Raw genomic sequence first — 23,409 nt, forward strand, 5'->3', positions numbered from 1 at the left:
GTGTACGTCCTAGCCCGGAATGCGCGCGTGCCGCAAAACTGCGCCCACGTGGACGTCAGCCTCCACTACACGCCACGTGATGTTCGCCGCCGCGACGCCGACAACCTTGTCCCCACATTGAAAGCCGCCTGCGACGGATTGGTGGACGCCGGCCTGGTTGCTGATGACACACCGGATCTGATGACCAAGCAGATGCCGACCATCCATCCCGCCGAGAAGGGGGAGCGGGGCCGGTTGTGGCTCGAACTACACATCGAGGAGGCGCAGTGACCGACCAGCTTGCTCTCTCCCTCACCCCACCCGCCTGGTGCTTCGTGTGCCAACGCGACTGTCCTCCACCCGTCTCGTGTGGACCCGAATGCCAAGAGGAGGAGTCGTGAGCCGCCCCGTGCAGTCGATGGTGAATGTGGATGCCCGCAACTACCCGGCCCACACTGCGGCGGTGCGGTCCCGGTTGGCCGGCACCAACCACGCAGGCCAAATCGCAGCCGAATGCCCCTGCGGCAGCACCTTCGATGTCGGCTACGAACGCTTCCACACCCCCGCATTCCAAGCCCACCCCTACTGCCACCCCTGCACGATCAAGGAGACCCCATGAGCCGCTACGAGTACCGCGTCGTTCCCCGTGACGGCCTGAACGGGTTGCAGCTGTGGGAGCTTCAACGCCGCCTTATCTGGCGTGACGGAAGCCGATACACCTGGAATGAGTGGATGGTGTTCCGGGACTACCACCGGGCACTGGATGAATGTTCCGCATTGCGTGAGGAAGTGGCGTCATGACCGCGGCATGCACGGCAGCCCTCCTCCGCGCCGTAGAACACGCCATCGAAAACGAACTCGACGGTTTCACCACAGAGCAAATCCGGGACATGCGCGGCTACGTCGCCGAGACCGTGACTTGGCGGCTATCGCGTGATGGATACCTGCAACACGACATCGAGGAGTCCCTGTGACCCGCATTGTGAATCGGGTACCGCTACTGCGGGAGCCATCCCGAGCCCGCCACCACTACCGCAGCTACAACGGGCCACACAAGGACAAGCTCGCGGTGGCCCTCGCCGCCGGATACGACCCCGACTTCTGGCAGATACCCGATGACCCTTTCGACGCGACAGCATGGCTCACGGCAACCAAGGAGACCCAGCAGTGAACAACGACCACGACACCAGCGGACTCTTCCTGGATCGCTACGGGCAACGCCGCCTCACCGAGGCGCTGGTCACGATCGAGGCACACCTCGAAGACTTGGCTGACACCCTCACTCGCAGAGCAGTAATCGGACGCCGGGACCTCGCGTCATTCCGCCGCCCCAAGAAGCTGCGAGCAAAGGCGCCGGCCCATGAGGGTGCGCAGGAGTTTGCGGCGAAGCTGGAGAACACTCTCACCACCGCCGTCCGCCACACCTGCGAGACGCGAGGCATGGACTACATGCCAGTCGGCTACACCCACCGGCCCGCCTTCGTTGGCCCACTACAGGCCGACGAGAAGCGCATCCCCGTGGGCTATGACGACCGCGCCCTATCCGTGCTCACAAGATGGCTACGGGTGCATGTCATCACCTTCGCCATGACCGAGGGCTGCGTCGAGTGGGCCGATGAGATCGAGGGGTTCGCCCACGACATCACAGCGATGGTGGACCTGCCCCCCGATGACACGATCAATGTCGATGACGTGAAAGTCGCTGCGGCATACAAGCAGGTCGTCACGCTGTCCACGATCGACACGGTGGCTCACAAGCTGGGGGAGATGGGCGAAGGGCTCAATGCCCGCCGTATGCGGACTCTGATCAACCAGGGAAAGCTGAAGGCGGACAGTGTCGACCACGCGTCTGGGACCAAGTTCTATCTGCTGGGCGATGTGCTCACAGCCCACGGCAAGCATCAGCGCAGGCAACGAGCCTCATGACATGCCGAGATGACTTGACGCGTTAAGTCAGGCAATAGTGGTACGCTCCGCGTAGGCGCGAGATGTGCCACCTGAAAACCTTTGTTCCCCGTCGTCATCCGTGACTGGCGGGGCTTTTTTCTTCCCTCCTGCTTTGTCCAGGGGGATGCGCGGTGCGGGTCCGCGCCACCGACCTCACACCCCCATGCCAGTGACGTCAGGTCGAAAACAACCCGTGACTGGCTCTTGTCCAGCCTTGTCGGGGGCTTGGAGACATTGTGATGCTTGAACTCCTTGCTGCCCAGTTGGTGCGGGCTGTGGTCATGCCAGCCACGTGGATACAGGCCAGGCAGATGCGCAAAGCAGCCGCGTTGTCGTATGAGCAGCAGGCCCGCGCCGAATGTGGTTGCGGCATCTGCGCTGTGATGGAGGACCTGAGCCACCGTGACTTCACCTAGCCTGATCCTGTTCCGCTGCCTGCACTGCGACCACGTGCGGCACCGGCACTGCTCGAAGGTGTGCAGGTTGGACCCCGAACACCCAGACACACCACGCACCCAGGCCGAGGAGCCAGCTGATGCCTGACCCCACCATGAACCAGATCGAACTGACCAAGGACCGCAAGGTTCTGGTCAACGGTGAACCCATCAACGGGATCATCCTCGCTGACATCGACGTCAACGTGGACGTGGAGGATATCTCGACGGTCACCATTCGCCTACCGTTCTCGTCCCTCAAGGACAGCCGATGGGTGAGCACTGGTGAACATCCCGGGTCCTGAGCCGGTCGAGCCCTGCGCCATCTGGCGTCTCTTGACCAACGGCCACACCTACGACCAGATCGCCACCCTCCTGCACATCAGCAAAGCGGCCATCCTCAAAGCCGAACAAGACCAGAACCGACGCCTCCGCGACGTCGACCCCAAGCTGATCGCAGACCCCATCATCCGAACCCGAGGAGCCCAGTGACTGTCACCATCACTTCACTGCTCACCTCGACTGTCGATCCGCAACGCCCCGGAGTGAAGCTCCCCGCAACACTCGACCCGATACGCACACTGGCTGGCTCGTTACAAGGCCACCCTCTCATCGTCCTCGCCGACGAGGTGGATGAGGGCACCACGAGCAACATCACCGTCGTCCGCGTTCCCGCGTCCACTGAGAACGTCTACATCGCGCGGTGGCGAAACACCCTGTCCTACCTTGAATCCAACACCAGCCTCGACGAGGTGTGGTGCGTGGATGGCACCGACGTGGAGTTGATCAACGCCCCACCCGCCTGCCGGCCAGGCACCATGTTCGTCGGGTTCGAACACACCGTTGTCGGATGCAGTTGGATGCGCCGCAAACATCCTTCACAAGCAGCGTGGATCAACGAGCACGAGGACTTGACTCTGCTGAATCCGGGCGTGATCGGCGGCCACCGAAAGACTGTCGTCGAGTTCCTGACCGACATGCTCCAGTTGTGGGACAAGACCGACCGCTCCACGGACATCGGCGACATGGGTGTGTTCAACGAAACCTGCTACACCACATGGGCTGACCGGCATGTGACAGGCCCCAGAGTTGTCACCCCGTACAAACTGGTGTGGGCGTGGAACCACTCCAACGAACACGCGCACAGCGCATTTCGTCACAAGTAGAGCGTATAATCCGATGCATAAGAAGGGCCCGGCGACGGCGGCAACCGTCCCGGGCTGTGGACAGACTATGAAGGAGTCTGACGTGGTTGATCCTACTACCTGCTCGGTGTCGGAATGCGACCGAAAGTCGCGATGGCGAGGGATGTGCCAGCGGCACTACATCGCGGACAGATACCGCGACACCCCTCACCCATCAGACGAGGTGCTCGCAACTCGAATCTTCCCGAAGGTCGTAAAGGGCGAGCGGGAGGCGGACTGCTGGGTCTGGACCGGAGCCGGTCACGCCCGAAGCGGGCATGGGATGTTTGGGTACAACGCACTCGGGCGAAACCACACACGGTATGTCCATCGCTGGGTGTACGAGTACCTGGTTGAGCCAATCGCGGATGGGAAGGTAATCGACCATCTGTGTCGGAACACTAGGTGTTGCAACCCGCAACACCTTGAGGTGGTAACACCGGTGGTCAACACAATGCGTGGCGTTGGACGCACCGCAGTCAACGCCCGAAAGCGGTACTGCAAACGGGGGCACGCGCTCGCTGGCGAGAACGTAAGGATCGACGGCAGGGGTTATAGGCACTGCCGATCCTGTGCCAGGCTGGCGGCCCAGGAACGATGGGCTGCACGCAAGTGAGGCTCGTTGTTGGCGGCTACCGAGGCCGCACCCACATCGACACCTGCATGGCATCCATCCGCGACCACGTCACAGGCATAACCGATGTGGTGTTGATCGACGACAGCAACAACCGAGACCACACCAACCATTGGTCCCAGTACGGCACAGTCATCGAAGGCCATGGCAGAGGCTACGCCCACACCATGCAACTGGCCTGCACTGTGATGGCCGGCGACTACACACTGTTCGTCGAAGAGGACTTCCAGTTCATTGCGGATGTGGATCTCAAAGAGCTGACAGACATCCTCGACACCGAACGAGACCTCGCCCAGATCGCCCTACTCCGAGACCCGTTCTACGACTACGAGACCGATGGTGTCCTCGAAGGACTCGAGGTGTGCCGGCAACGACTCGAAGCGCTCGGCAAGCACAGGGTGATCGAGGACCGCGGCGACCACATCGCCCAAGACTTAGTCCACACCACCAACCCAGCGGTGTGGCGACGTGAAGCCTGGCTCGACGGCTGGCCCCAACAACCCGACTCCGAACGCGTCAAGTCCACACAGCTCCGGCAGCAGGGCTGGAAGTTCGGGTGGATGAAGACCCAAACCCTGCTGCACACAGGACAACACGAGGGGACAGGCTACTGATGGCAGCACTCGGAGTTCTGAACGCCAAGCTCGGACTGATGGTCGATGGGATCTTCCACGAACTCGGCACCGCCTCAATCGACGTGACCGCAACCCAAGTCCACACCGACGGCAACAACGTCAACTACGAGCTGTCCATCGAGGGGCTGCGAGACCAGGTGGCCAGCATCCTGCGGGACACGGCCGAGGCCATCGCAGCCGACTGATGCTGTACCGGATCGCTGTCGTCGGGGACGTACGGCGCAAGACCCAAGCCTACGAACTCGCCCAAGCATTGGATGCCGACCTAGTCCTCGACACCCAAGCATCGGGACTCACAGCCAATGGGCAGAGGGCATGGGCTGCAGCATCCATGACCAACAGCGACTGGACTGTGGTGCTCGAGGACGACGCCATCCCGTGCACCGACTTCCACACCCGACTGGCCGAAGCCCTCACCTCCACACCCACCGATGTGGTGTCCCTCTACTGCGGCACCAGCTACCCACTCCAAGCGCAGGACGTGTACCGGCTGGCCATCACCGAAGCCGACAACGCTGGCGCCAACTACTTCACCCTGCCGAACCTGTGGCACACCGTTGGTGTTGCCATCCGAACACCACTCGTCAAGCAGATGCTCGAGCACATCGACGGACTCACCCTCCCGCTCGACGAAGCCATCACCACGTGGATGCTGGCCGAAGGCCGCCGCGCCGCCTACACCCACCCGTCGTTGGTCGACCATCGCGACGACCACACCGTCATCCAACATCCCGACGGAATCGAACGAACCATGCCCCGAAAAGCATGGAGGTATGCCGGGTAATGCCGAGGGCACCCAAGAAGTGCGGTCGAACAGACTGCACCACCCGCACAGTCGGCCACACCTACTGCCCAAAACACCGAACCACCTGGCCCCAATCCAAGGGGCGCAACGTCCCCCACAGGCTCCAAACAGCCTGCTTCCGCCGTGACCAGTACACCTGCCAACGCTGCGGCCACCACGGCAACCCCGGAGACGGCACTCTCCACGCCGACCACACCCGCAACCGAGCAGCAGGTGGCCCCAACCATCTCGACAACCTCGAAACTCTGTGCACCGAGTGCCACAAGCCCAAGACCCAACGCGAGGCCAAGGCCGGAAAAGGCCTCTGACCTGCGGAAACGGGGTGACAACCTCGGGCACCCGGTGCTACATCGAACACCCGTTCGAACCCAGGGCCTCCACCCCCCACCCCACCCCCTCCCGGCCCCGGAAGGCACTGCTGAAAGACCTGCGTACGGGTTCCGTACGCTCTGGCCCTGCCGAAATGGTTAGGGCCTCCGATCCCGAAATGGGAGGTAGTTCAATGCCTGGACCTGCTCCGAAGCACCCGTCTGTGCGTGCTCGCCGCAACAACCCGAAGAAGGACTTCCGGTCTCTGCCGTCTGAGGGGCGTGAGGGCGCTACGCCTGAGTGGCCTCTGCTTCCGGATGTGAATGCGTCGGCGATGCTCGAGGTTGCTCGCGATCGTGTCGCGTCACTCCAGGTGGAGTTGGAGGGTGAGGACGATGGTCGCGCGAAGGGCCGGCTGCGGCGCGATCTGAACAAGAATGAACTGCTGGTGGCCCAGTTGCAGTTGCAGATTGAGCAGGCCACTGATGCAGAGAAGGCGTTGTGGGCGGATCTGTGGTCGACGCCTCAGGCGGTGATCTGGGAAGAGTCCCATACGCATCGTGAGGTTGCGCAATATGTGCGGTGGAAGGTTCGTGCCGAGCAGGGCGACCTGAAGGCTGCTGCGGAGGCGCGGCAGTTGTCTGACCGTCTCGGGTTGAATCCGCTGGCGCTGATGCGTCTGCGGGCCGAGGTTGAGCATGTCGACGAGGTGGAGAACCGTGGCAAGCGCCGGCGGGAAACGTCGGTGCCGCAGCGGAAGAATCCTCCGAAGGATGATCCGCGCTCGAGTCTCTACGCCGTGTGACCCGTGCTGCTGGTCGTTCCGGGTCCAGACCCGGAACCCTGGCCAACCCTGGGGCCGCAGATATGCGATCTGATCGAGGATCGTGCGATCTATGGCCCGGGTTCGTTGCAGGGGGAGCCGTACGAGATTGACCCGGAGTTTCGGGCGTTCATCCATCGTGCTTTCGAGGTGTTCCCGAAAGGTCATCCTTGGGAGGGACGTCGTCGGTTCAAACGGGTTGGACTGTCAGTCCGCAAGGGGTTGGCGAAGACAGAGAAGCAGGCGCTCCTAGCGTTCTGTGAGCTTCATCCGGAGGGGCCGACCCGGTTTGACGGGTGGGATGCCTCGGGGAATCCGGTGGGTAGGCCGGTGAACTCGCCGTACATTCCGATGTTGGCGGTGTCGGTGGAGCAGGTTGAGGAACTTGCTTACGGCGCTTTGAAGTACATCGTCGAAGAAGGCCCTGATGCGGACCTGTTCGATTCGACGTTGGATCGGATTGTGCGGCTGAATGATCACGGTCGTGCTGACGGCAAAGCGGTCGCATTGTCGAACAACCCAGGGTCTCGTGACGGCGCTCGTACGACGATGAACTGTTTCGATGAGCCGCACCGGCTGTATTTGCCGCGGCAGTTGAAGGCGCACCAGACGATGGATGCGAACCTGCCGAAACGTCCGCTGGATGATCCGTGGTCGTTGTATGTGGGGACTGCCGGTCAACCCGGTCAGGGTTCGGTGGCTGAAGAGATTCACATCGAGGCCACGCAGATCGCTGAAGGCAAAATTCAGCGTCCGGACTTGTTCTATCTGTATCGCACGGATGACGATCCCGAACGGGATCTGTCGGATAAGGACGAGCGGATTCGGGCGATCGCTGAGGCGACCGGCCCGATCGGCGAGTTCGGTCCGGGCCAGTTCGACGAGATCGCTTCGAAGTGGGATCGCCCTGGCGCCGATGGGCCGTATCTCGAGCGGGTGTGGTTGAACCGGTGGAAACGTCAGGGCGACCAGGCGTTTGACATGAAGAAGATCAAACCGGGTTTGTGCCGCTCAGGGGAGCGCATCCCTAAGGGCGGGTTCATCACTCTCGGTTTCGATGGCGCCCGGTTCCGTGACGCTACCGCGTTGGTGGCGACGAGCATCGACACCGGGTTGCAGGAGTTGCTGGGGTTGTGGGAACGCCCCGACGATGACGACCTAGAAGACGACGGTTGGGAAGTCAACGAAGCTGAGGTGACCGCCGCCGTCGAGGACGCCATGACCCGGTATGCGGTGTGGAAGATGTACGCCGACCCCCCACACTGGACCGAAACGGTCGGCTCGTGGGCTGCGAAATGGCCTGACCGGGTGGAGGAGTGGTGGACCGCCCGAGTGAAGCCGATGGCGTACACGCTGCGCGAGTATCGGGAAGCCATCGACTCGGGGTCGATCACATTCGGTGGCGAACACAGCCACGAGGACTTTGTCAGGCACCTCGGAAACGCGGGCCGCAAGGAACTGAAGATCGTGGACGACGAGGGGAAACCCTTGGATGTCCTCCAGAAGCAAGATGGTCGGGCTGACCTCAAGTTTGATGCCGCGATGGCGTCGGTGCTGTCGTGGAAAGCCTGTCTGGACGCACGCAAGTCAGGGGCTCGACCGCCAAGGCCGGTCGGAATGCCACGTCGCATCTACTGAGAGGGGTGGTGCATGATTCCGGTGACGCCGGCCGAATGGCTCCCCGTCCTCACAGCCCGTTTGGATGCTGCGCAGCCGCGAATCAGTCTGCTGCGTCGCTACGTTGACGGCGACGCCCCGCTCCCTGAGATGGGTAAGAATGTGCGGGCGTCGTGGCAGCGTTTTCAGCGGCAGTCGCGCGTCAACCTGGCGACGAAGATCTCGTCATCCTTGGCGGAGCGGCTGATCCCCAACGGTATTGATGTTGGCTCCAACACCGACAGTGATGTGGTGGCTGCGGCGCAAAGGATCTGGCGCGATAACCGCATCAAAGGTGTGGTCGCTAAGGAAGCCACCCATCACATGCTGAATTACGCCACCAGCTACATGACTGCATGGGTCGGGGACAATGGGCACGCCGTCATCACGGCGGACTCACCGGAAATGATGTACGCGGCGACTGACCCGTTGCAGCCGTGGAAGGCGCGCGCCGCGATCCGTTGGTGGCGTGACTCGGATGCGGAAACAGACTTTGCGATCGTGTGGTGTCAGATCGGCTGGCAGCTGTTCAGCCGTTCGGTGTGGGTAAACCCTGCCGAGGTGGTGGAGCGGCGCATCCGCAACAACCGTGCCAGTTCGGATCAGTGGGATGCGGCGACAGAGTTCGTCATCACCGGCGAGGGGCCGCCGGTGGTGGTGTTGAACAACCCGCTCGGAATGGGTGAGTTCGAACCCCATCTCGACACCATCACCCGCATCAACGCGGGAATCCTCGAGCGTCGTGTGACATCAGCGATGCAGGCGTGGCGTCAGCGCGCCCTCACGGGAGGTCTGCCACAGAAGGACGCCGAAGGCAACGACATCGATTGGGCGTCGGTGTTCGAGCCGGCGCCTGGTGCGTTGTGGGACATCCCTGCTGGTATCGAGTTGTGGGAGTCCGATGCCACCGATATTAGGCCTCTTCTGGAGGGTGTGAAGGATGACTTGCGGGAGCTGTCGGAGATGTCGGCCACCCCGTTCCCCGCGCTGCTTCCGGGTTCTCAGAATCAGTCGGCTACCGGCTCTGCTGCGATGAAGGAAGCGTTGATCCTGAAGGCGCGTGACCGACTTGACGTGGTTGATACGGGCTTGTCGGCGATCATCTCGAAAGCTTTGCGTATCGAGGGGTTTGAGACCGAGGAGACGATCTCCTTGTCGTGGGAACCGCCGGATCACGTGTCGCTGTCGGAGAAGTATGACGCCGCGGTGAAGGCGAAGGGTGCGGGGGAGTCATGGAAGTCGATTGCCCGCAACATTCTTGGCTACTCGCCGGAGCAGATCGAGCAGGATGCCTTAGATCTGGCTGACGAGCAGCTGATGAGTTTCGTGGACAACGCGAATGCCCGAGTCTGATCGCCTTCTGATCGGCTACCAACAGGCCGTTGCGGACGTCCGCGCGCGGGTGATGAACTACGCCAACGCAATCTGGGGTGGGCTTCCCGCGTTCCGTGATGCTCAGGCAGAGAGGCTGATTGCCCGACTGGTGCCGATGGTGACGGCGGGACAACTTCAAGTCGCGAATCTGACGTCCAGTTATATTGCCCGTGCTGTATCAGGTGGAGTTCCGCTTCCAGTGGATCGAGACGGGGTTACCCGTGGCCGTGGGGTGGACCCCGAACTGTTGTACCGGAGGCCTTTTGAGCAGGTATGGGCCGACCTTTCCGAATCCGCACCGCTGGATGCGGCAGTCGCGGCCGGGGCCACACGGTTGATGCATCTGGTGGCGACGGACATGCAGATGGCGAAGGTACGGCAGGCCGACGCGTCCCTCCAGGCTGCTGGAGTCAAGGCGTACCGGCGGGTGCTGAACGGCCCCAAGAACTGTGCTCTCTGTGTCATCGCCTCTACTCAGCGCTATCACGTTGGTGACCTGTCGCCCATACACCCTGGATGTGACTGTTCGGTCGCTCCCGTGAAGTCGGATTGGAACGGCGACCGGGTGATCGATCCGGATCTACTCGAGGACACACACAAGCAGGTGCGGGAACTTACCGGCGCCGACAATCGCGCCGCCCACGACTACCAGAAACTTCTCCTGGTCCGCGACCACGGAGAGATCGGCCCCGTCCTCACATGGCGGGACCAGAACTTCAAAGCCGCCTAGAGCTTCCCTCGCACACCAGTGCGGGGATTTTGAGCGCCGCAACGGCGCACCATCCGACGAAACGTCAGGAGCAACATGCCCGAGGAAACTGCTGCCGCCGAAACGGTTGACCAGCAAGACGACCCGACCGCCGAGGTTGAGACCACCGACAGTGAGCCCACGCTCAGTGTGGAGGATCTCATCGCTGAACGCGACAAGTGGAAGTCGCTGTCTCGCGAGAACGAGAAGGGCCGGAAGGCGAACGCCGACAAGGCCCGCAAGTACGACGAACTGCTGGCGCAGAAGGAACGCGACGAGCAGACCTGGCAGGAGCGGGCCGAAAAGGCCGAAGCTGCCCTCGCTGCAAACACGAAGCAGCGGGAACGCGACAACCTCGCCAAGAAGATCGTGGAAGGCACCGATGTGCCCGCGGATCTACTCGTCGGTGACACCGAGGAGGAGATGCGCGCCCATCTCGACCGCCTGCAATCGTTCCGCGGACCCAAGCAGACCGTACCGCCCGCTGCCCCGGCATCGGTGGTTGCCAATGCCGATGCGGCGCCGGCGAACAAGGTGCAGCAGCTCACTCAGGCAGACCTGAAGAACATGTCCCCAGCCCAGATTCGCGACGCTGACGCCAAAGGCCAGCTCGACGAACTCAAGGGCATCCGAAAGTAAGGAGCCATCATGGCCATCACCCATTTCATTCCCGAACTGTGGGCGGCGAACATCACCCAGGCGTGGGACGCCGAGAAGGTGTTCGCCGCTCTGCTCGACCGCCAGTACGAAGGCGTCGCGACAAAGGGCAACACCGTCCACATCCCCGGTGTCGTCGCACCCGCGATCAAGGACTACAAGGCCAACAACCGCACCACGTCGGCTGACGCCATCACCGACACCGGCGTCGACCTCCTGATCGACCAGGAGAAGAACTTCGACTTCAAGGTCGACGACATCGACGCCGCCCAGTCTGCGGGCAGCCTGGCCCCGTACACCGACGCCGCCGGAAAGGCGCTCGTCGATGACGCGGACAAGTTCATCGCCACCATGCTCGCCGCCGGAGCCACCAACCTGTCGGGCTCCGCTCCGGACACCGGGAACAAGGCATTCGACCTCGTCAAGGCTGCTCGTGTGGCCCTGAACAAGAAGAACGCCCCCGCCTCCGGCCGAGTTCTCGTGTGCAACGCCGACTTCGAAGGTCTGCTCCTCGGCGCGGATTCGAAGCTCACCAGCTTCGATGTGTCCGGCGACAACAACGGCCTCCGCAACGGCACCATCGGCTCCCTCCTCGGGTTCCGTGTGCTGTCGTCGAACAACCTGCCCAACAACTCCACCCCCGGCTTCGTGGCGTTCCACCCGGAGGCCGCGGCCTACGTGTCGCAGCTCGATAAGGTGGAGGCCCTGCGCGCCGACAACAGCTTCGCCGACCGGCTGCGCGGCCTGCACGTGTACGGCGGCAAGGTTGTCCGTCCGGACGGCGTCGTCAAGTTCGGAATGACTTCGGGTAGCTGATCCAGGTGTCTCTTCCTCCCCTTGCTGTTCGTGACGACGTGATCGCCGTGGCGCAAAGGGACCTGACCGAACCTGAGCACGCGTCGGTGTATCAACTGTTGGATGCGGCATCGGACCAGTTCCGTGCCGCATCCCAACAGCAGTTCACCCCCGGCGAGTCGACGGTGCGGTTGAAGGTGAATGGTGGGCGGGTCCGTCTGGACCAGTTGCCAGTCACAGGGGTGACGTCTGTGACCGATGACGCGGGAAACTCTGTGGACTACACCCGAAATGGGATGTGGTTGACCGTCGGATGTGATTCTTCACGGTTCCTCACTGTCACATACTCGCATGGCGGAGAAGTGCCGCCGCGTGTGAAGAATGCGGTCGCCGAAATGGTGATCCGCGCTCTTGTGACGCCGGAGGAAGTGATGGCCGGAGCCCGGTCGCTGACCGACTCCGCAGGTCCGATCTCGCAGACCACTGCATGGTCGGTCCGAGCGCCGAACTCGGGTTTGCAGATGTCCGAGTCGGACCTGAAGTTGGCGGCATCGTTTCGCTGGCAGGGAGGGCAAGTCATTGTCCAGGCACCGTAGGGGAATACCCGCCGTCTTCGACGTAGAACACCTGCCGTTCAACGGAACCGGCGCCGACGACTACGGCAACGATGTCGAGTCCTGGGGCGAACCGGACCCGCGGAAGTTCGTGACGTTCATCGACCCACAAAGCGATGAACTAGATCTCCCGGGGCACATCCGGGACTCCGTTGACGTGGGAATCATCGTCCTCCCCGATTTCGGTCCGGTGTCACCACGTGACAGGGAAGTCATCGACGGAACTGTCTATGACGTTGTCGGCCAACCCAAGGACTACACCAGGATTCCGTCTCTCACGGGCGGCGGTTGCTACGTCGTAACTCTGAAGGTGGTGAAGTCGTCGTGAGAATCGAGTGGAATCAGAAGGCGTTCAAGGACGTCCGATACGGTCGGACGTCCGACATCATCAGCGAGCTCGAGGGTCATGCTGAGCGCATTGCTGACGATGCGAGCGCTATGGGCGAGGGCACGTACGCGGTGGGTTCACGGGCAGGCATGGCACGTCCCCAGGGCCGTTGGCGTGCCTCTGTCGTCACCGCCGACTACAAGGCGCAACGCGACAATGCCCGCAACAACACGATCCTCAGGGCTCTCGGATAACTGATGTCGACACCCACGCTGGCGGCGCTCTCCATCTGCCGAGCGGCGCTGCCTGGAGTGAAGTTCTCCACGACCGTCTCAGAAGACCCTGCCCGATTCGGGAGGGTTTCTCGTATCGGCGGCCCACGGGATCGCTCACTGGATCGCGCTCGCATCCTTGTCGAACTGTACGGCTCAACCCCCAAGGGCAGCCCGGACACGGCGTGGACTGAGCAATCGATCGGAACCATCGCGGACGGATTCCAGGCTGCATCCTCGGGCGGCCCATGGGCAGGCCTGTGGGTAACCGACTGGGTCATGAACAGCCTGGCCGACTATCCCAACCCGGACTATGAAAAGCATTCCCGGTTCCAGTTCACCGGGACACTCTTCGTGCTCCGAACCTAAAGTCTCCTAACTGAATAACCCTTTCGCGGCTCCTGGTCACCTCGCCTGAAAGGGGCAAAACAATGGCAGTCGAACACTCTTACGTGGCGCAGTCGCTCGACGGCGGCGTCTACTGGCGGGCACCTCTGGGTACCACGCTTCCCACCGCTCCGGTCGAGTCGCCGGAAGACCTGAACGCCGCGTTCGAGGACCACGGAACCGCGGCGGTCGACGGCCTGTCGGTCGGCATCACCCGCACCTCGAACACCGTCAAGGACTTCGACGGTGGCGACTACGTCGATGTGCAGACCGAGTACGGCACCAGCTTCAAGATCAAGCTGCTCGACGTCGACCTGCCGTCGGTGAAGCGGACCGTCGCAGGTGACGACAACGTCACCCTCATCCCCGCTGCCGGCGGCAAGGGGCAGCGCTACCACGTCCGCCACAACTCGTCGCAGCTTCCGCTGTCGGCCCACGTGTTCGCCACGAAGTGCGGCAAGAAGTTCAAGACGTACGTCGTGGAGAAGGGCCGCGTCTCGGAGATCGCGGAGTGGAAGGACGAGTCGCAGGACGCGTCGGGCGTGGAGTTGACGATCCGAGCGTTCCGCAACTCCAACGGCGACTACGTCGACGAGTTCGGCGACGTGGACGGCATCGCCGCCACTTCGGGTAGCTGACCCGTCTTGCCCGGGGAGGTATCTAGCCTCCCCGGGCACACAATCTCGGCCTGGCGAAGGGGTGTCATGTTGTCCCTGACCAGGAGCCGCGTCCTTTTGCCAGGCCGGGGCTGCTCCTGGTTGAAGTTCTATCCCAATGTTGAAAGGTTCCTGGTCAAACCATGTCTGTTCCCGAAGGCTACGCAGTAGCCCCCTCGTCCGACGATCACCTGTTGAAGTTCGCCGTCCCCATCCCGGGCGCGATCCGGTACTGGTGTCGATGCCGCCGCGCAAGTGGATGGACCCCGCCGAGATCAAGAAGTACCAGGACTGGATCACCCCGTTCGGGGAAGCGGATGTGAAGATCGCCGAATGGGCGAACAGCCTCAACAGCGCGGAGAAGACGCTGCCGCGCCCGGTCGACGCAGAGGAAACCCTGAAGGGTTTCGAGGAGAAGGAAGTCACCCTCCGGTGGCTCAAGCCGTACGTGTCGGCTGCCGAGTACAAGCTCCTGATGACGAAGATCCCTGAGGGCACCATCCAGTGGATCAAGAAGCAGCTCGAAGATCCTGACATCACAGTGGGGGAATCTTCGGCCTCCGCCGACTCCTAGACGAGCACGGGGAGGCCATCGAGTACGACCTGATTTCCCGCGGCCTCAGGTTGCGGGATCTCGGGAAGCCCTGGTTTTCATGGACTGACCTGCGGGCTATTGTCCGCAGGGCTCGCACAGACCACGCAATGGAGCTGTTCCGGGCATGGAATCCTGACACTTGGCTGTGGTCTGATCCGTCTGTGATGCTCTTGTCGGAGGTGGCGACGATCGTTTCCGACCTCCGATACATGCAGGCGTTGACCACGTTTAACGAAGTGCCTGAGATCTACTTCCCGGCCCGGTATGGGCCGCCTCGGGATGACGCTGCCGAAGCTACCGAGGGCGAAGGTCCCAGCGAGGCTGAGAAGGCTCGGGCGGTCGCGGCGTCGATGCGCTAGATATCACCGGACTTCACTAGTTCGCCGCCGAACTGTCCCGCAATCTGGCCTGCCATGACCGCGTTCTGGTCGAGGCTGATCAGCCAGGTTGGTCCCGTTACGTAGTAGTGGCGATCGCCAGTGATGTCTCCCGTGATGTCAGAGTGCTTTACCGATGCAGCGATTCCCTTCGAGGCGAGGTCTTCTGAGAACCACACACTCAGTCGAGCTTCGGCCGTTGGGGTTAGTGGGCACGATCCGTGCTCAGCCTTCGGCCCCGAGGTTGCGTCAGTAACCAGGCATGGGAAGCCGGCTGAAGTTAGTCCGGCCGCGAGTTGACTCACTGACGTGTACGCACCTGCGACTGCAGGGGCAGGTGCGGAGGCCGACGATGTCGCAGGAGCCTTACCGGCCTCGGGGCTTCGGTCGCTGCACCCAGAGGCGGCGAGGGCGAATGCGATTACTGGGATGGCAATGCATGCACGTTTCATCTCGACAGGATAAGCCGTCAGTGCGACGACCCGAGATAGAATGGAGCGACCCCGGAGGTGCTACCAACACCAGCCGGGGCCTAACCCACTCGCTTGAAGCACCAAGGAGGGGCTGCCGTGAAGGCTACCCGAACCCGACGTCCATGTCCGACATGTGGATCACCCATCGACCGAGGTCCCGGACAGCATGCGTACTGCTCCGACGAATGTCGCCCCATCTGCGAGCACCCCACATGCGACCGCCCTACGCGGGGCATGCAGACGGTGTGCGACTCGCACCGGGTTCAGCTTGATCGCCACGGCGAACTCCGGCCGGACACGTGGTCGAAGGAATGGGTGTGCGTCGTTTGCGGGGCAGGTGTCCCGAAGGGGTCGGGGCGCCGTAAGCACTGCTCGAGGGGCTGTCAGCAAACCGACTCTCGATACAACGGGCGTCGCCCAACGACGGCGAAATGTCGGCTATGCGGGCAGGACTTCTCCCTACAGCGGCGCACCGGGGCGAGGCTTCAGCGCACCGACACTCAGTGGTGCCGCACCTGCGGTAGAGAATCCCCCGAAGCGCGCCGATATCTGAAGTACGGAATCACCCGGAGGAGTACGCGGCCGCGATGAATCGGGGCTGCGACATCTGCGGCGAGCGCGTGGGGGCGCTACATATCGACCATGACCACAGCTGCTGCCCTCCACGGAGTAAGCAGTGGCGAACCTGCGGGCAGTGCGTCCGCGGATTCCTCTGCGGATCGTGCAACCGCGGATTGGGCCTACTGAAGGATGACCCGAACGTGCTGCGAAGCGCGATCGAGTACCTCGGTCGAAAGGCCTAGAAACAGCGCATACATACGGACTCAACGAACACCCCTAAGGCCATGAGCCTCTGGGGTGTTCGTCATTTCTGGCGGCAAGCAAAGGGGGTGGCAGCGTGGCCACGGAGCTAGGTGTTGCCTACATTTCCATCGTTCCAGAGACGAGCCGTATCGCTCCTGGCATCCGTAACGCGCTCAATGGTGCTGAACGCGGCGCTGGTGACACTGGGCGTCGCATGGGTCACACGATGTCCACCGCCCTCGGCACGGCGCTGGGGATTGGCGTGTCGAAGGCGGCGGGCGCAGCATCGAAGGTGCTGCAGGATGCCCTGTCGGCAGGCTACAACCGGATCACCACCCTGGAGAAGGCGGACATCCAGTTCCGCAATATGGGGCTGTCGGCCGGTGACACGAAGCGTCAGCTTGCCGATCTGAATGACATCGTCACCGGCACCTCGACTTCGCTGGCTGATGCAGCGGCGGCAGCAGCGATGCTGGGCGGTGCTGGCGTGGCGGCGGGCGACGACATGAACAACGCTGTGAAGGCGTTGGTGAACATCTCTGCGGCCTCTGGCGCCTCGGCGCAGGACATCGGCCTCGTGATGATGCAGATCAAGGCGTCGGGCAAGTTGATGGGCTCGGAGGCGTTGCAGCTGGCCCAGCGCGGCGTGCCGATCTATGACCTCATTGCGAAGTCGATCGGCAAGACGACTGCCGAGGTCCGCACCCTCGGCGAAGAGGGCAAGATCTCGTTCGACCAGGTCGTCACGGCGATCAACCAGGGCACCGGCAACCTCGCGAAGGAGATGGGCGAGACCCTTCCCGCGAAGCTCGCCAACTTCCGGACCGCGATGGGCCGCCTGTCGGCTGCGGGCATGGAGCCGTTCCTTCTCCGCGCCAAGGGCGGCGTTGTCGGCCTGACCGAAGCAGTAAACGATCTCACCCCGAAGATGAAGGATTTCGCGCTCGCCGCGGACGCCAAGATCTTCGACCAGTGGGTGCCGCAGCTCAAGGGTCTGTATGCAACCCTCGAGGGCTCGGGAGCTCTTGATCGAGCGGCCGAAACCTTTACGGCGCTGTGGGATTCACTGATGGAACTCGGTCCTGCAGCGCGTACGATTGGGGCGGCACTCGCGGAAGCGTCTGCGTCGCTCGGCGTCGGCGGCTGGCAGGTGTTCCTGGCGACGGTCCAGACGGCGTCGGGGATTCTGCAAGGACTCGCCCCGGTGCTTCAGACTGTCGGCGATCTCATGGAGGCGCATCCGGGTTACGTCACCGCAGCGCTCGCGGCGTGGTTGGCGTTCCGAACCGTGCCGCAATCCTGGGCGCGTCACGACGGCGCTCGGCCCGATGCATACGGGAATCAGTCGTGTCGGAACGGCGTTCGGCGGTGTGCGTCCGGCAATCGGCAACTTCACCGACGCCTATCGGACCTCGCTTGGCTACATCCGGCAGGCGAACCCGCAGCTCTCGACGGCCGGCGCCCATATCCGCGTCCTTGGTGCCAACGCGGGAATGGCCGCTTCCGGCGGACTCAGCGCACTACGTGGGGCGGCCGGTGGACTGTCTGCGGCATTGGGCGGCCCTTTGAATATCGCGCTCATGGCTGGTGCCGCATATCTGATGATGGGCGCGCAGGCTCACGCCGATGCGACGCAGAAGGCGAAGGCTCAGTCGCAGGCGGTGAAGGAGCTTGCGGAGTCCCAGAGGCTGATGGGTGCCGCTTTCCGTGAGTCCCGCGGTGCCATGAACGATGACACCTGGGCCAAGGCTGCGGAACAGGTTGGGGCGTACCAGAAGACGCTGAGCACTGCCGCCGATCAGCACAAGTCGACGTGGGAACAGCTCAAAGAGGTCGGCGGCCTCTTCAAGATGGCATCCGGCTCGAACGAAGTGCTGAATGAGAACGCCGAGCGAGCCATGGCGGCTGAAAAGGCGATCCGCGATCTCGGGATGTCCAACGAAGAAGTCGCCCGCTCTCTGTACGGCTCCGACGGACAGTGGAAGCTGCTTGGTGACCGACTTGCCGCCACTGGCGAGGGCGGCATCATGGCGGCGGGCCAGCTCTCGAAGATCCGTGATGAGTTCATGCGCCAGCGCGAGGCGGCTGGGCGCGTGGCGCCTGGCGTCTCCGAACTCGGCGAGGCAATGCGCGTCCTGGGCGACAAGACGTCGACCGCGGCGGAGAAGACACGGGCGCTGAAGTCGGCGCTCGATGCGTTGAACCCCGCCCGCACTGAGGGTGAGGCGATTGCCCGTCACAACGACGTGATGCGTCAGGTTGCTGACTCGACCAAGGAGGCTATCAACCAGTCTGAGGGGTTCGGTGCGGCGCTCCTGAGTCAGAAGCTGGGCATCGACACGGCAACGAAGAATGGTGCTGCGCTCCGGCAATCGCTGGTGGACATTGTGGACGCCACAACTGATGCTGCCGCGTCGGGTGCTGATATGACGGAGCGGAATCGTCAGAACCAGGAGGCTCTCGCCCAGTTGGCGCGGCAGTATGGCCTGACTGGTGAGCAGATCCGTGCCGCTGCAGACAAACTCGGTCTTGATGACGTCGAAGTGACGGTGGCCCTGAAGGGTGCCCCTGAGGCGGTCCAGCAATTGGCGGCGATCTCCGCCAAGTGGAATGACATGCCGACCCAGAAGACGATGACGATCGACAGTTCGGCGGTTACCAAGGAGACGCAGGGTCTGCTGGAGCGGCTGGGTGCGACGGTTGAGCGGATTCCGAACACCAATCAGGTGAAGATCACTGCGGATGATGCGGATGCTCGGCGAAGATTCTGATGGTTACGCAGAACATCGCCGTGCTGAATGCGCTGCGGGCGAACCCGAAGGTCGACCTCGACAAGGCTATGTTCGATCTGCGAAATAGTGAGGCCCGGGGAGCGCTTGAAGGGCTGGATCGTACCGCTGTGTCGCCGGCTGCTGGGCTAGTTATTGACCAGTTGCTGCAGGGCAAAGCCGTGTCGATGGAGCAGCTGAATACCCTCTCGCAGACCACCGCGAATCCCAAGGTGGATATGGAGATCGCTGCGATTATGCAGAAGCTCGGTCTCATCAACACTGAGCTAGATCGGGCCGCCCGGGAGCGTCAGGCATACATCAATGTGCAGACTCGTGGTCTCAACCTCGGCGACACTACCCCGAGTGGCCAGGTGTGGCGCGGTCCCGGTCTGGCGAACAATGCTGACGGCTCGGTTCGCCGCTACGCACAGGGCGGTATTCGGGATCTCGAGCAGTATGCGAATGGGAAGTTGCCGAACCAGGCGGTCATCGAGAAGGCGCGCCCGAACACTCTGGTGCAGTGGGCTGAACCTGAGACTGGTGGTGAGGCGTTCATTCCTCTGGCCCCGGGGAAGCGGTCCAGGTCGACGAGCATTCTCGCGACAGTCGCGGACATGTTTGGTTACCAGCTCATTCCGGATGGGAATGTGCCGAACAGCCTTTCGGGGTTGCTGGGTGCTATCGCTGGTGGTGGTGTCAAGCGTTTGGCGCAGGCTGCTGGCGTTGATGGTGTTCGCCGGTTCGCTGACGGCGGCATTCTGCGTCGCCTCGCTGAGGGTGAGGGTGCGTCCGGCCCGCTGACGGGCTCCCCGTATGTGTGGGGTGGCGTGAACTGGGGCGACTGCTCTGGTGCCATGAGTGCGTTCGCCCGTAAGGCTGCCGGTTTGGACCCGTTCGGTGGGCGTTTCACCACTGCCACGATGGGTGCGCAGATTCAGCAGATGGGTGGCCAGTTGGGTCGCGGGTCGTCTGGGGATATGCGGTTCGGCTGGTACAACGGCGGCGCCGGGGGTGGGCATACTGCCGGCACTCTCCCGGATGGGACGAACGTTGAGATGGGCGGCCAGAACGGTGGCGGCATGCTGGGCGGCTCTGTGGGGGCTGATGATCCGCAGTTTTCTGAGCATGCGTTCATCAAGGTTGATCCGTCGTGGACTGATCCGGGTTCTGATTCGGGTGGTTGGGTGCAGCGTCCGGATGGGACGTGGGTGCAGACCGGCCCGGGCGGATACGACGCCACAGGCGGTTCAGGCACCTCGGGCAGTAGCACTGGGGATAAGAGCATTTCGGGCCGCCTCGGTGCCGTGGCGAACACGTTCGTGTCCGAGCAGATCGCGGACATGCTCAAGGTGTTCTCCATCAACGACACCCCCGGCATCCTGGGCGCCCTCGCTGAATACGAGAACTCGCAGCAGCAATCGGGTTCGGGGACGAAGGTGTCGCCGGAGGAGCGTGAGCGGGCGAAGGCCGAGTATGACGCGGCGAAGGACTCCCTCAAGTCCGACTATGAGAACGCGAAGCTGACTCGGAAGCAGGACTACGACCGCAAGAAGCAAGATCTCGAGAACCAGTTCACGCTCAAGAAGATCGATCGCGCCACCTACGAACGTCAGCTGAACGATCTCAAGCACAAGTTTGAGAACGACGAGCTGGCGAAGAAGCAGGAGTACGACTCCCGTGTGGCGGAGGCCAAGTCGAAGTATGACTCTGCGACGGGCAAGACACCGAAGCCGGGTGAGGCGGGGTCTGATCCGTCGGCTGCTCTGGGGTTGAAGCAGAAGTACGAGGACGAGAAGCTCGCACGGAAGCAGCAGTACGACCAGGAGAAGGCTGCCCGTAAGGAACGGTACGAGGCCGATAAGAAGGCTCTGCAGGCGCAGAAGCTCGACAAGGATCTGAACAAGCGACGTTCGGATGAGTTGAAGGCCCAGTACGACTCGGATATGGCGGGGATGAAGGCCCGCTATGAGTCGGCGGAGTTGGCGAAGAAGCAGGAGTTTGAGCGTTCTGCCCAGTCGGCTCCGTCGGTGGGTGCCCGCCCGGGTGTGACTGATCCGGGGACGGTGAAGCCTCGTCCTGGCGAAGACCTCGGCGGCACGGCTGCTGGTGGTGCGCCGACGGGGAATGCGATCAAGGACGCGTTCCGGTCCGGTTTGCGTGAGGCGTGGCGTCAGGGTCCTCCGTGGGAGGCCACCGACTGGATCATCAACAAAGAGTCCAGCTGGAATCCGACCGCCACAAATCCGTCGTCGGGGGCGTTCGGTCTGCCCCAGTTCTTGGGATCGACGAAGGACCAGTATCTGCCGGATTCGTCACCCGATCCGCGGTGCAGGGCGAAGCCTATGACCGATATGTGGGTGACCGTTACGGCGACCCGCTGAAGGCGAAGGATCACCACGTCAACGCCGGCTGGTACGAGCGGGGTGGTGTCATCCACGAGGGTGCGAACATCATGCTCAACGGGCTGGGGCACAAGGAAACTGCGCTGCCGTTCGATCCGCGGGATCTGAAAGCCTCACTCGACCGTGGCGGGGCGGCCCCGGCTGTCCTCGTTGAGAAGCTGGACCAACTCATCTCCGTGATCTCCGCAATGGACGGCGGGACAACGAACGTCACCCTGCGAGACGAACGCGCCTACTACGAGCGGGAACGCCGCCAGCAGCGGGCACGGCACAAGGCTATGAGCGGAGGCCGCTAGATGGGGATGCAGATCACCCTTATCGGTACGTCGGGGATGCGGTGGCCTGTCCACGGCATCGAACGGCATGCCGGCCTCACCCTCAGTGAGGGTGGGGTGGAAGGTCTCATCGATTCTCCCGTGGAAACGCAGTGGGTGGAGGACACGGAGATGGGTGTCGTGTTCGGTGGGGTGCGGTATCTGCCCCGCGACATGACCCTCGGTTTCTATGTGTCGGATGCGTTGTCGGATGAGACGGAGATCGGGCGTCTTGAGTCTGATTTCCGTATGGATTTCGCAGCCCAGCCGGATGAGTGGGATGCCAACTTTCAGCACACTCAGGTTGAGGTGGGGTCGGATCTGTCGGGTGAGCGTCGTTTGACGATGCAGCTTCGGGAAGCTCCCGAGTTGAAGACCCAGCGTGACCCGTACACGCAGCAGTTTTATGACATCACGTATGAGTTGCGGGCGCCGATGCCGTTGTGGGATTCCGGCAAAGAGGTGACGGTGTTTGAGGGTTCGGGGACGTCGGGGTCGGGGACGATTCTGGTGTCGAATCCGACGGACACTCCGTTGCGGCAGACGTGGGTGTTGACGCGCGGGAAGTGGACGTTGCCTGATCCGTCGTGGCGTGGCAAGCGGGGGCAGCGCGCCCCGTCAGGTCCGTACGCGGCGCGGACGGTCGCCCTACCCGAGATCACATCGAGCGATCAGGGTGTGCGGATCACCCGGGAACGCCGCAAGCTGCATGCGATGACGTTCACCGGCTCCAACTTCCTCGGGCGGATGAACGGGCAGTGGATCATTCACGACATCCCCCCATACACGCCGCCCACCTTGTTGCCGATCTCCTACACCAACGCCCCTGCGGGTGGTGCCCGGGCTGAGCTGCATCAGCCGCGTCTGTGGACTCGCCCTGTCGGACTTGAGATGCCGGGACTGTCATGACTGCACCTGTAATCGACTACGACACCCTGACGCTTCAGGAGAAGTGTGAAGCGATCTGGGAGGTTACGGCGGCGGAGGAACGCCGTCTGGCGAAGATGCAACGCACCCAGCCGGGGGTGTTCATTTTCGACGGCCACCAACGGCTACAGCACCTCCTATTGGAGGTTGCTGACCTGGCGGTGGAGGACAAGGAAAACGACACCGGCTCCATCACCCTGTCGATCCATTCGAGCATCCGGTGGCGCAGTGGATGAACGACGACATCGGCCGCATCAAGCGTGGTGAGGGCGAGTTCTTCCACATCGATGTGGAACACAACGGTATCCGTGTCACGGGCCGCTATGACGAGAAGACGGTGAAGAAGGATGGGATGGGGCAGCGGATGCTGCACGTCACATTCCTCACCGACTACGAAAACCTGAAGTGGATCGACGTCTGGTCGAATCCGTTCCTGCCCGCCATCTTCCAGTTCCCCCGCATCTTCCTGTTGGCCGGACCCTCCATCTGGGTGCTGAAAACAGCGCTCC

At 62.6% G+C, this 23,409-nt stretch carries 35 protein-coding genes; 34 read left to right on the forward strand and 1 reads right to left on the reverse strand.

Going from position 1 to position 23,409, the window contains the following annotated elements:
* The first annotated feature begins 48 nt into the window (after window positions 1–48).
* From BLU62_RS33635 to BLU62_RS03985, 26 genes are all read left to right on the forward strand, one after another.
* Window positions 49–270, forward strand: a complete 222-nt coding sequence (locus tag BLU62_RS33635) for a RusA family crossover junction endodeoxyribonuclease (protein ID WP_244278017.1) — start codon at window positions 49–51, stop codon at window positions 268–270.
* Between the two features lie 106 nt (window positions 271–376).
* A complete protein-coding gene (locus tag BLU62_RS32405; protein ID WP_139179930.1) occupies window positions 377–598 on the forward strand; it encodes a hypothetical protein in 222 nt (73 codons plus the stop codon).
* The gene (locus tag BLU62_RS03880) at window positions 595–780 is read left to right on the forward strand and encodes a hypothetical protein (protein ID WP_074848251.1); all 186 of its coding nucleotides are present in this window, start codon (window positions 595–597) and stop codon (window positions 778–780) included. Before BLU62_RS32405 ends, BLU62_RS03880 begins: the two co-directional genes overlap by 4 nt.
* Window positions 777–953 carry a hypothetical protein gene (locus BLU62_RS32820; protein ID WP_159441522.1) on the forward strand — a complete coding sequence of 59 codons (177 nt, stop codon included), beginning with the start codon at window positions 777–779 and terminating at the stop codon, window positions 951–953. Before BLU62_RS03880 ends, BLU62_RS32820 begins: the two co-directional genes overlap by 4 nt.
* The gene (locus BLU62_RS03885; protein WP_074848254.1) at window positions 950–1,150 is read left to right on the forward strand and encodes a hypothetical protein; all 201 of its coding nucleotides are present in this window, start codon (window positions 950–952) and stop codon (window positions 1,148–1,150) included. Before BLU62_RS32820 ends, BLU62_RS03885 begins: the two co-directional genes overlap by 4 nt.
* Window positions 1,147–1,905, forward strand: coding sequence for a hypothetical protein (locus tag BLU62_RS33640; protein WP_244278057.1), 759 nt, complete (start codon window positions 1,147–1,149; stop codon window positions 1,903–1,905). The genes BLU62_RS03885 and BLU62_RS33640 overlap by 4 nt, the downstream gene beginning before the upstream one ends.
* 556 nt (window positions 1,906–2,461) lie before the next feature.
* Window positions 2,462–2,665, forward strand: a complete 204-nt coding sequence (locus BLU62_RS03895; protein WP_139179981.1) for a hypothetical protein — start codon at window positions 2,462–2,464, stop codon at window positions 2,663–2,665.
* Entirely contained in the window at window positions 2,646–2,852 is a 207-nt protein-coding gene (locus tag BLU62_RS03900) for a hypothetical protein (RefSeq protein WP_074848323.1), read from the forward strand. Before BLU62_RS03895 ends, BLU62_RS03900 begins: the two co-directional genes overlap by 20 nt.
* Window positions 2,849–3,526 (forward strand): hypothetical protein, encoded by a 678-nt coding sequence (locus BLU62_RS03905; protein ID WP_074848325.1) that lies wholly within the window; start codon window positions 2,849–2,851, stop codon window positions 3,524–3,526. Before BLU62_RS03900 ends, BLU62_RS03905 begins: the two co-directional genes overlap by 4 nt.
* A 301-nt stretch (window positions 3,527–3,827) precedes the next feature.
* Window positions 3,828–4,160 carry an HNH endonuclease signature motif containing protein gene (locus BLU62_RS34825; RefSeq protein WP_074848189.1) on the forward strand — a complete coding sequence of 111 codons (333 nt, stop codon included), beginning with the start codon at window positions 3,828–3,830 and terminating at the stop codon, window positions 4,158–4,160.
* A gap of 47 nt (window positions 4,161–4,207) precedes the next feature.
* Window positions 4,208–4,792 (forward strand): hypothetical protein, encoded by a 585-nt coding sequence (locus tag BLU62_RS03915; protein WP_074848191.1) that lies wholly within the window; start codon window positions 4,208–4,210, stop codon window positions 4,790–4,792.
* Window positions 4,792–4,998 carry a hypothetical protein gene (locus tag BLU62_RS03920; protein ID WP_074848193.1) on the forward strand — a complete coding sequence of 69 codons (207 nt, stop codon included), beginning with the start codon at window positions 4,792–4,794 and terminating at the stop codon, window positions 4,996–4,998. Before BLU62_RS03915 ends, BLU62_RS03920 begins: the two co-directional genes overlap by 1 nt.
* Window positions 4,998–5,597, forward strand: a complete 600-nt coding sequence (locus tag BLU62_RS03925) for a hypothetical protein (RefSeq protein WP_074848196.1) — start codon at window positions 4,998–5,000, stop codon at window positions 5,595–5,597. The genes BLU62_RS03920 and BLU62_RS03925 overlap by 1 nt, the downstream gene beginning before the upstream one ends.
* Entirely contained in the window at window positions 5,597–5,926 is a 330-nt protein-coding gene (locus BLU62_RS34830) for an HNH endonuclease (RefSeq protein ID WP_074848198.1), read from the forward strand. Before BLU62_RS03925 ends, BLU62_RS34830 begins: the two co-directional genes overlap by 1 nt.
* Window positions 5,927–6,120: 194 nt before the next feature.
* A complete protein-coding gene (locus tag BLU62_RS03935) occupies window positions 6,121–6,732 on the forward strand; it encodes a hypothetical protein (RefSeq protein ID WP_139179951.1) in 612 nt (203 codons plus the stop codon).
* A 240-nt stretch (window positions 6,733–6,972) separates the two neighbouring features.
* Entirely contained in the window at window positions 6,973–8,388 is a 1,416-nt protein-coding gene (locus BLU62_RS03940; protein ID WP_244278031.1) for a large terminase, read from the forward strand.
* A 12-nt stretch (window positions 8,389–8,400) separates the two neighbouring features.
* Entirely contained in the window at window positions 8,401–9,759 is a 1,359-nt protein-coding gene (locus BLU62_RS03945; RefSeq protein WP_074848175.1) for a phage portal protein, read from the forward strand.
* Window positions 9,746–10,510 (forward strand): hypothetical protein, encoded by a 765-nt coding sequence (locus tag BLU62_RS03950; RefSeq protein ID WP_074847889.1) that lies wholly within the window; start codon window positions 9,746–9,748, stop codon window positions 10,508–10,510. Before BLU62_RS03945 ends, BLU62_RS03950 begins: the two co-directional genes overlap by 14 nt.
* Before the next feature lie 75 nt (window positions 10,511–10,585).
* Window positions 10,586–11,167, forward strand: a complete 582-nt coding sequence (locus tag BLU62_RS03955; RefSeq protein WP_074847885.1) for a hypothetical protein — start codon at window positions 10,586–10,588, stop codon at window positions 11,165–11,167.
* A gap of 9 nt (window positions 11,168–11,176) precedes the next feature.
* Window positions 11,177–12,001, forward strand: coding sequence for a phage major capsid protein (locus BLU62_RS03960; RefSeq protein ID WP_074848177.1), 825 nt, complete (start codon window positions 11,177–11,179; stop codon window positions 11,999–12,001).
* 5 nt (window positions 12,002–12,006) lie between these two features.
* Window positions 12,007–12,576 (forward strand): hypothetical protein, encoded by a 570-nt coding sequence (locus tag BLU62_RS03965; protein WP_139179952.1) that lies wholly within the window; start codon window positions 12,007–12,009, stop codon window positions 12,574–12,576.
* A complete protein-coding gene (locus BLU62_RS03970) occupies window positions 12,560–12,922 on the forward strand; it encodes a hypothetical protein (protein WP_074848204.1) in 363 nt (120 codons plus the stop codon). Before BLU62_RS03965 ends, BLU62_RS03970 begins: the two co-directional genes overlap by 17 nt.
* Window positions 12,919–13,176, forward strand: coding sequence for a hypothetical protein (locus tag BLU62_RS03975; RefSeq protein WP_074847893.1), 258 nt, complete (start codon window positions 12,919–12,921; stop codon window positions 13,174–13,176). The genes BLU62_RS03970 and BLU62_RS03975 overlap by 4 nt, the downstream gene beginning before the upstream one ends.
* 3 nt (window positions 13,177–13,179) lie before the next feature.
* Complete coding sequence (locus tag BLU62_RS32410) at window positions 13,180–13,563, forward strand: hypothetical protein (RefSeq protein WP_139179903.1); 384 nt, start codon at window positions 13,180–13,182, stop codon at window positions 13,561–13,563.
* Between the two features lie 62 nt (window positions 13,564–13,625).
* The gene (locus tag BLU62_RS03980) at window positions 13,626–14,219 is read left to right on the forward strand and encodes a hypothetical protein (protein WP_139179902.1); all 594 of its coding nucleotides are present in this window, start codon (window positions 13,626–13,628) and stop codon (window positions 14,217–14,219) included.
* A gap of 259 nt (window positions 14,220–14,478) precedes the next feature.
* Window positions 14,479–14,811, forward strand: coding sequence for a hypothetical protein (locus tag BLU62_RS03985; protein ID WP_139179982.1), 333 nt, complete (start codon window positions 14,479–14,481; stop codon window positions 14,809–14,811).
* 376 nt (window positions 14,812–15,187) lie between these two features.
* Here BLU62_RS03985 and BLU62_RS03995 read toward each other — a convergent pair whose 3' ends face one another.
* The gene (locus tag BLU62_RS03995; protein ID WP_074847866.1) at window positions 15,188–15,388 is read right to left on the reverse strand and encodes a hypothetical protein; all 201 of its coding nucleotides are present in this window, start codon (window positions 15,386–15,388) and stop codon (window positions 15,188–15,190) included.
* A gap of 881 nt (window positions 15,389–16,269) precedes the next feature.
* On the opposite strand from BLU62_RS03995, the gene BLU62_RS34835 reads away from it, so the two are divergent.
* The 8 genes from BLU62_RS34835 to BLU62_RS04035 all read left to right on the forward strand — a co-directional run.
* Window positions 16,270–16,485 carry an endonuclease domain-containing protein gene (locus tag BLU62_RS34835; RefSeq protein WP_074848309.1) on the forward strand — a complete coding sequence of 72 codons (216 nt, stop codon included), beginning with the start codon at window positions 16,270–16,272 and terminating at the stop codon, window positions 16,483–16,485.
* Between the two features lie 227 nt (window positions 16,486–16,712).
* Window positions 16,713–18,197 (forward strand): tape measure protein, encoded by a 1,485-nt coding sequence (locus BLU62_RS04005; protein WP_159441534.1) that lies wholly within the window; start codon window positions 16,713–16,715, stop codon window positions 18,195–18,197.
* Between the two features lie 139 nt (window positions 18,198–18,336).
* Window positions 18,337–19,257 carry a hypothetical protein gene (locus BLU62_RS04010; protein ID WP_159441535.1) on the forward strand — a complete coding sequence of 307 codons (921 nt, stop codon included), beginning with the start codon at window positions 18,337–18,339 and terminating at the stop codon, window positions 19,255–19,257.
* The gene (locus BLU62_RS04015; RefSeq protein WP_074848331.1) at window positions 19,257–21,638 is read left to right on the forward strand and encodes a lysozyme family protein; all 2,382 of its coding nucleotides are present in this window, start codon (window positions 19,257–19,259) and stop codon (window positions 21,636–21,638) included. Before BLU62_RS04010 ends, BLU62_RS04015 begins: the two co-directional genes overlap by 1 nt.
* Window positions 21,611–21,955, forward strand: a complete 345-nt coding sequence (locus BLU62_RS04020) for a hypothetical protein (protein WP_074848333.1) — start codon at window positions 21,611–21,613, stop codon at window positions 21,953–21,955. The genes BLU62_RS04015 and BLU62_RS04020 overlap by 28 nt, the downstream gene beginning before the upstream one ends.
* 6 nt (window positions 21,956–21,961) lie before the next feature.
* On the forward strand, window positions 21,962–22,882 hold the full coding sequence (locus tag BLU62_RS04025) for a hypothetical protein (RefSeq protein ID WP_139179915.1): 921 nt from the start codon (window positions 21,962–21,964) through the stop codon (window positions 22,880–22,882).
* Window positions 22,879–23,136, forward strand: a complete 258-nt coding sequence (locus tag BLU62_RS04030) for a hypothetical protein (RefSeq protein ID WP_074848335.1) — start codon at window positions 22,879–22,881, stop codon at window positions 23,134–23,136. Before BLU62_RS04025 ends, BLU62_RS04030 begins: the two co-directional genes overlap by 4 nt.
* On the forward strand, window positions 23,133–23,409 hold a 277-nt coding region (locus BLU62_RS04035), incomplete at its 3' end, for a Gp37-like protein (protein ID WP_483099059.1). The genes BLU62_RS04030 and BLU62_RS04035, both read left to right, overlap by 4 nt.

The organism is Gordonia westfalica (assembly GCF_900105725.1).
Lineage (GTDB): Bacteria > Actinomycetota > Actinomycetes > Mycobacteriales > Mycobacteriaceae > Gordonia > Gordonia westfalica.

Bases quoted from the DNA above. Each gene is read 5' to 3' on its own strand.
- BLU62_RS03895 (WP_139179981.1), top strand. From the start codon at position 2,462: ATGCCTGACCCCACCATGAACCAGATCGAACTGACCAAGGACCGCAAG.
- BLU62_RS04005 (WP_159441534.1), top strand. From the start codon at position 16,713: ATGTCCACCGCCCTCGGCACGGCGCTGGGGATTGGCGTGTCGAAGGCG.
- BLU62_RS03950 (WP_074847889.1), top strand. From the start codon at position 9,746: ATGCCCGAGTCTGATCGCCTTCTGATCGGCTACCAACAGGCCGTTGCG.
- BLU62_RS03985 (WP_139179982.1), top strand. From the start codon at position 14,479: ATGCCGCCGCGCAAGTGGATGGACCCCGCCGAGATCAAGAAGTACCAG.
- BLU62_RS04010 (WP_159441535.1), top strand. From the start codon at position 18,337: ATGGCATCCGGCTCGAACGAAGTGCTGAATGAGAACGCCGAGCGAGCC.
- BLU62_RS03945 (WP_074848175.1), top strand. From the start codon at position 8,401: ATGATTCCGGTGACGCCGGCCGAATGGCTCCCCGTCCTCACAGCCCGT.
- BLU62_RS32410 (WP_139179903.1), top strand. From the start codon at position 13,180: ATGTCGACACCCACGCTGGCGGCGCTCTCCATCTGCCGAGCGGCGCTG.
- BLU62_RS03925 (WP_074848196.1), top strand. From the start codon at position 4,998: ATGCTGTACCGGATCGCTGTCGTCGGGGACGTACGGCGCAAGACCCAA.
- BLU62_RS34830 (WP_074848198.1), top strand. From the start codon at position 5,597: ATGCCGAGGGCACCCAAGAAGTGCGGTCGAACAGACTGCACCACCCGC.
- BLU62_RS34825 (WP_074848189.1), top strand. From the start codon at position 3,828: ATGTTTGGGTACAACGCACTCGGGCGAAACCACACACGGTATGTCCAT.
- BLU62_RS04015 (WP_074848331.1), top strand. From the start codon at position 19,257: ATGGTTACGCAGAACATCGCCGTGCTGAATGCGCTGCGGGCGAACCCG.
- BLU62_RS04030 (WP_074848335.1), top strand. From the start codon at position 22,879: ATGACTGCACCTGTAATCGACTACGACACCCTGACGCTTCAGGAGAAG.
- BLU62_RS34835 (WP_074848309.1), top strand. From the start codon at position 16,270: ATGAATCGGGGCTGCGACATCTGCGGCGAGCGCGTGGGGGCGCTACAT.
- BLU62_RS03935 (WP_139179951.1), top strand. From the start codon at position 6,121: ATGCCTGGACCTGCTCCGAAGCACCCGTCTGTGCGTGCTCGCCGCAAC.
- BLU62_RS03920 (WP_074848193.1), top strand. From the start codon at position 4,792: ATGGCAGCACTCGGAGTTCTGAACGCCAAGCTCGGACTGATGGTCGAT.
- BLU62_RS32820 (WP_159441522.1), top strand. From the start codon at position 777: ATGACCGCGGCATGCACGGCAGCCCTCCTCCGCGCCGTAGAACACGCC.
- BLU62_RS03960 (WP_074848177.1), top strand. From the start codon at position 11,177: ATGGCCATCACCCATTTCATTCCCGAACTGTGGGCGGCGAACATCACC.
- BLU62_RS03880 (WP_074848251.1), top strand. From the start codon at position 595: ATGAGCCGCTACGAGTACCGCGTCGTTCCCCGTGACGGCCTGAACGGG.
- BLU62_RS03955 (WP_074847885.1), top strand. From the start codon at position 10,586: ATGCCCGAGGAAACTGCTGCCGCCGAAACGGTTGACCAGCAAGACGAC.
- BLU62_RS03915 (WP_074848191.1), top strand. From the start codon at position 4,208: ATGGCATCCATCCGCGACCACGTCACAGGCATAACCGATGTGGTGTTG.
- BLU62_RS03980 (WP_139179902.1), top strand. From the start codon at position 13,626: ATGGCAGTCGAACACTCTTACGTGGCGCAGTCGCTCGACGGCGGCGTC.
- BLU62_RS04025 (WP_139179915.1), top strand. From the start codon at position 21,962: ATGCAGATCACCCTTATCGGTACGTCGGGGATGCGGTGGCCTGTCCAC.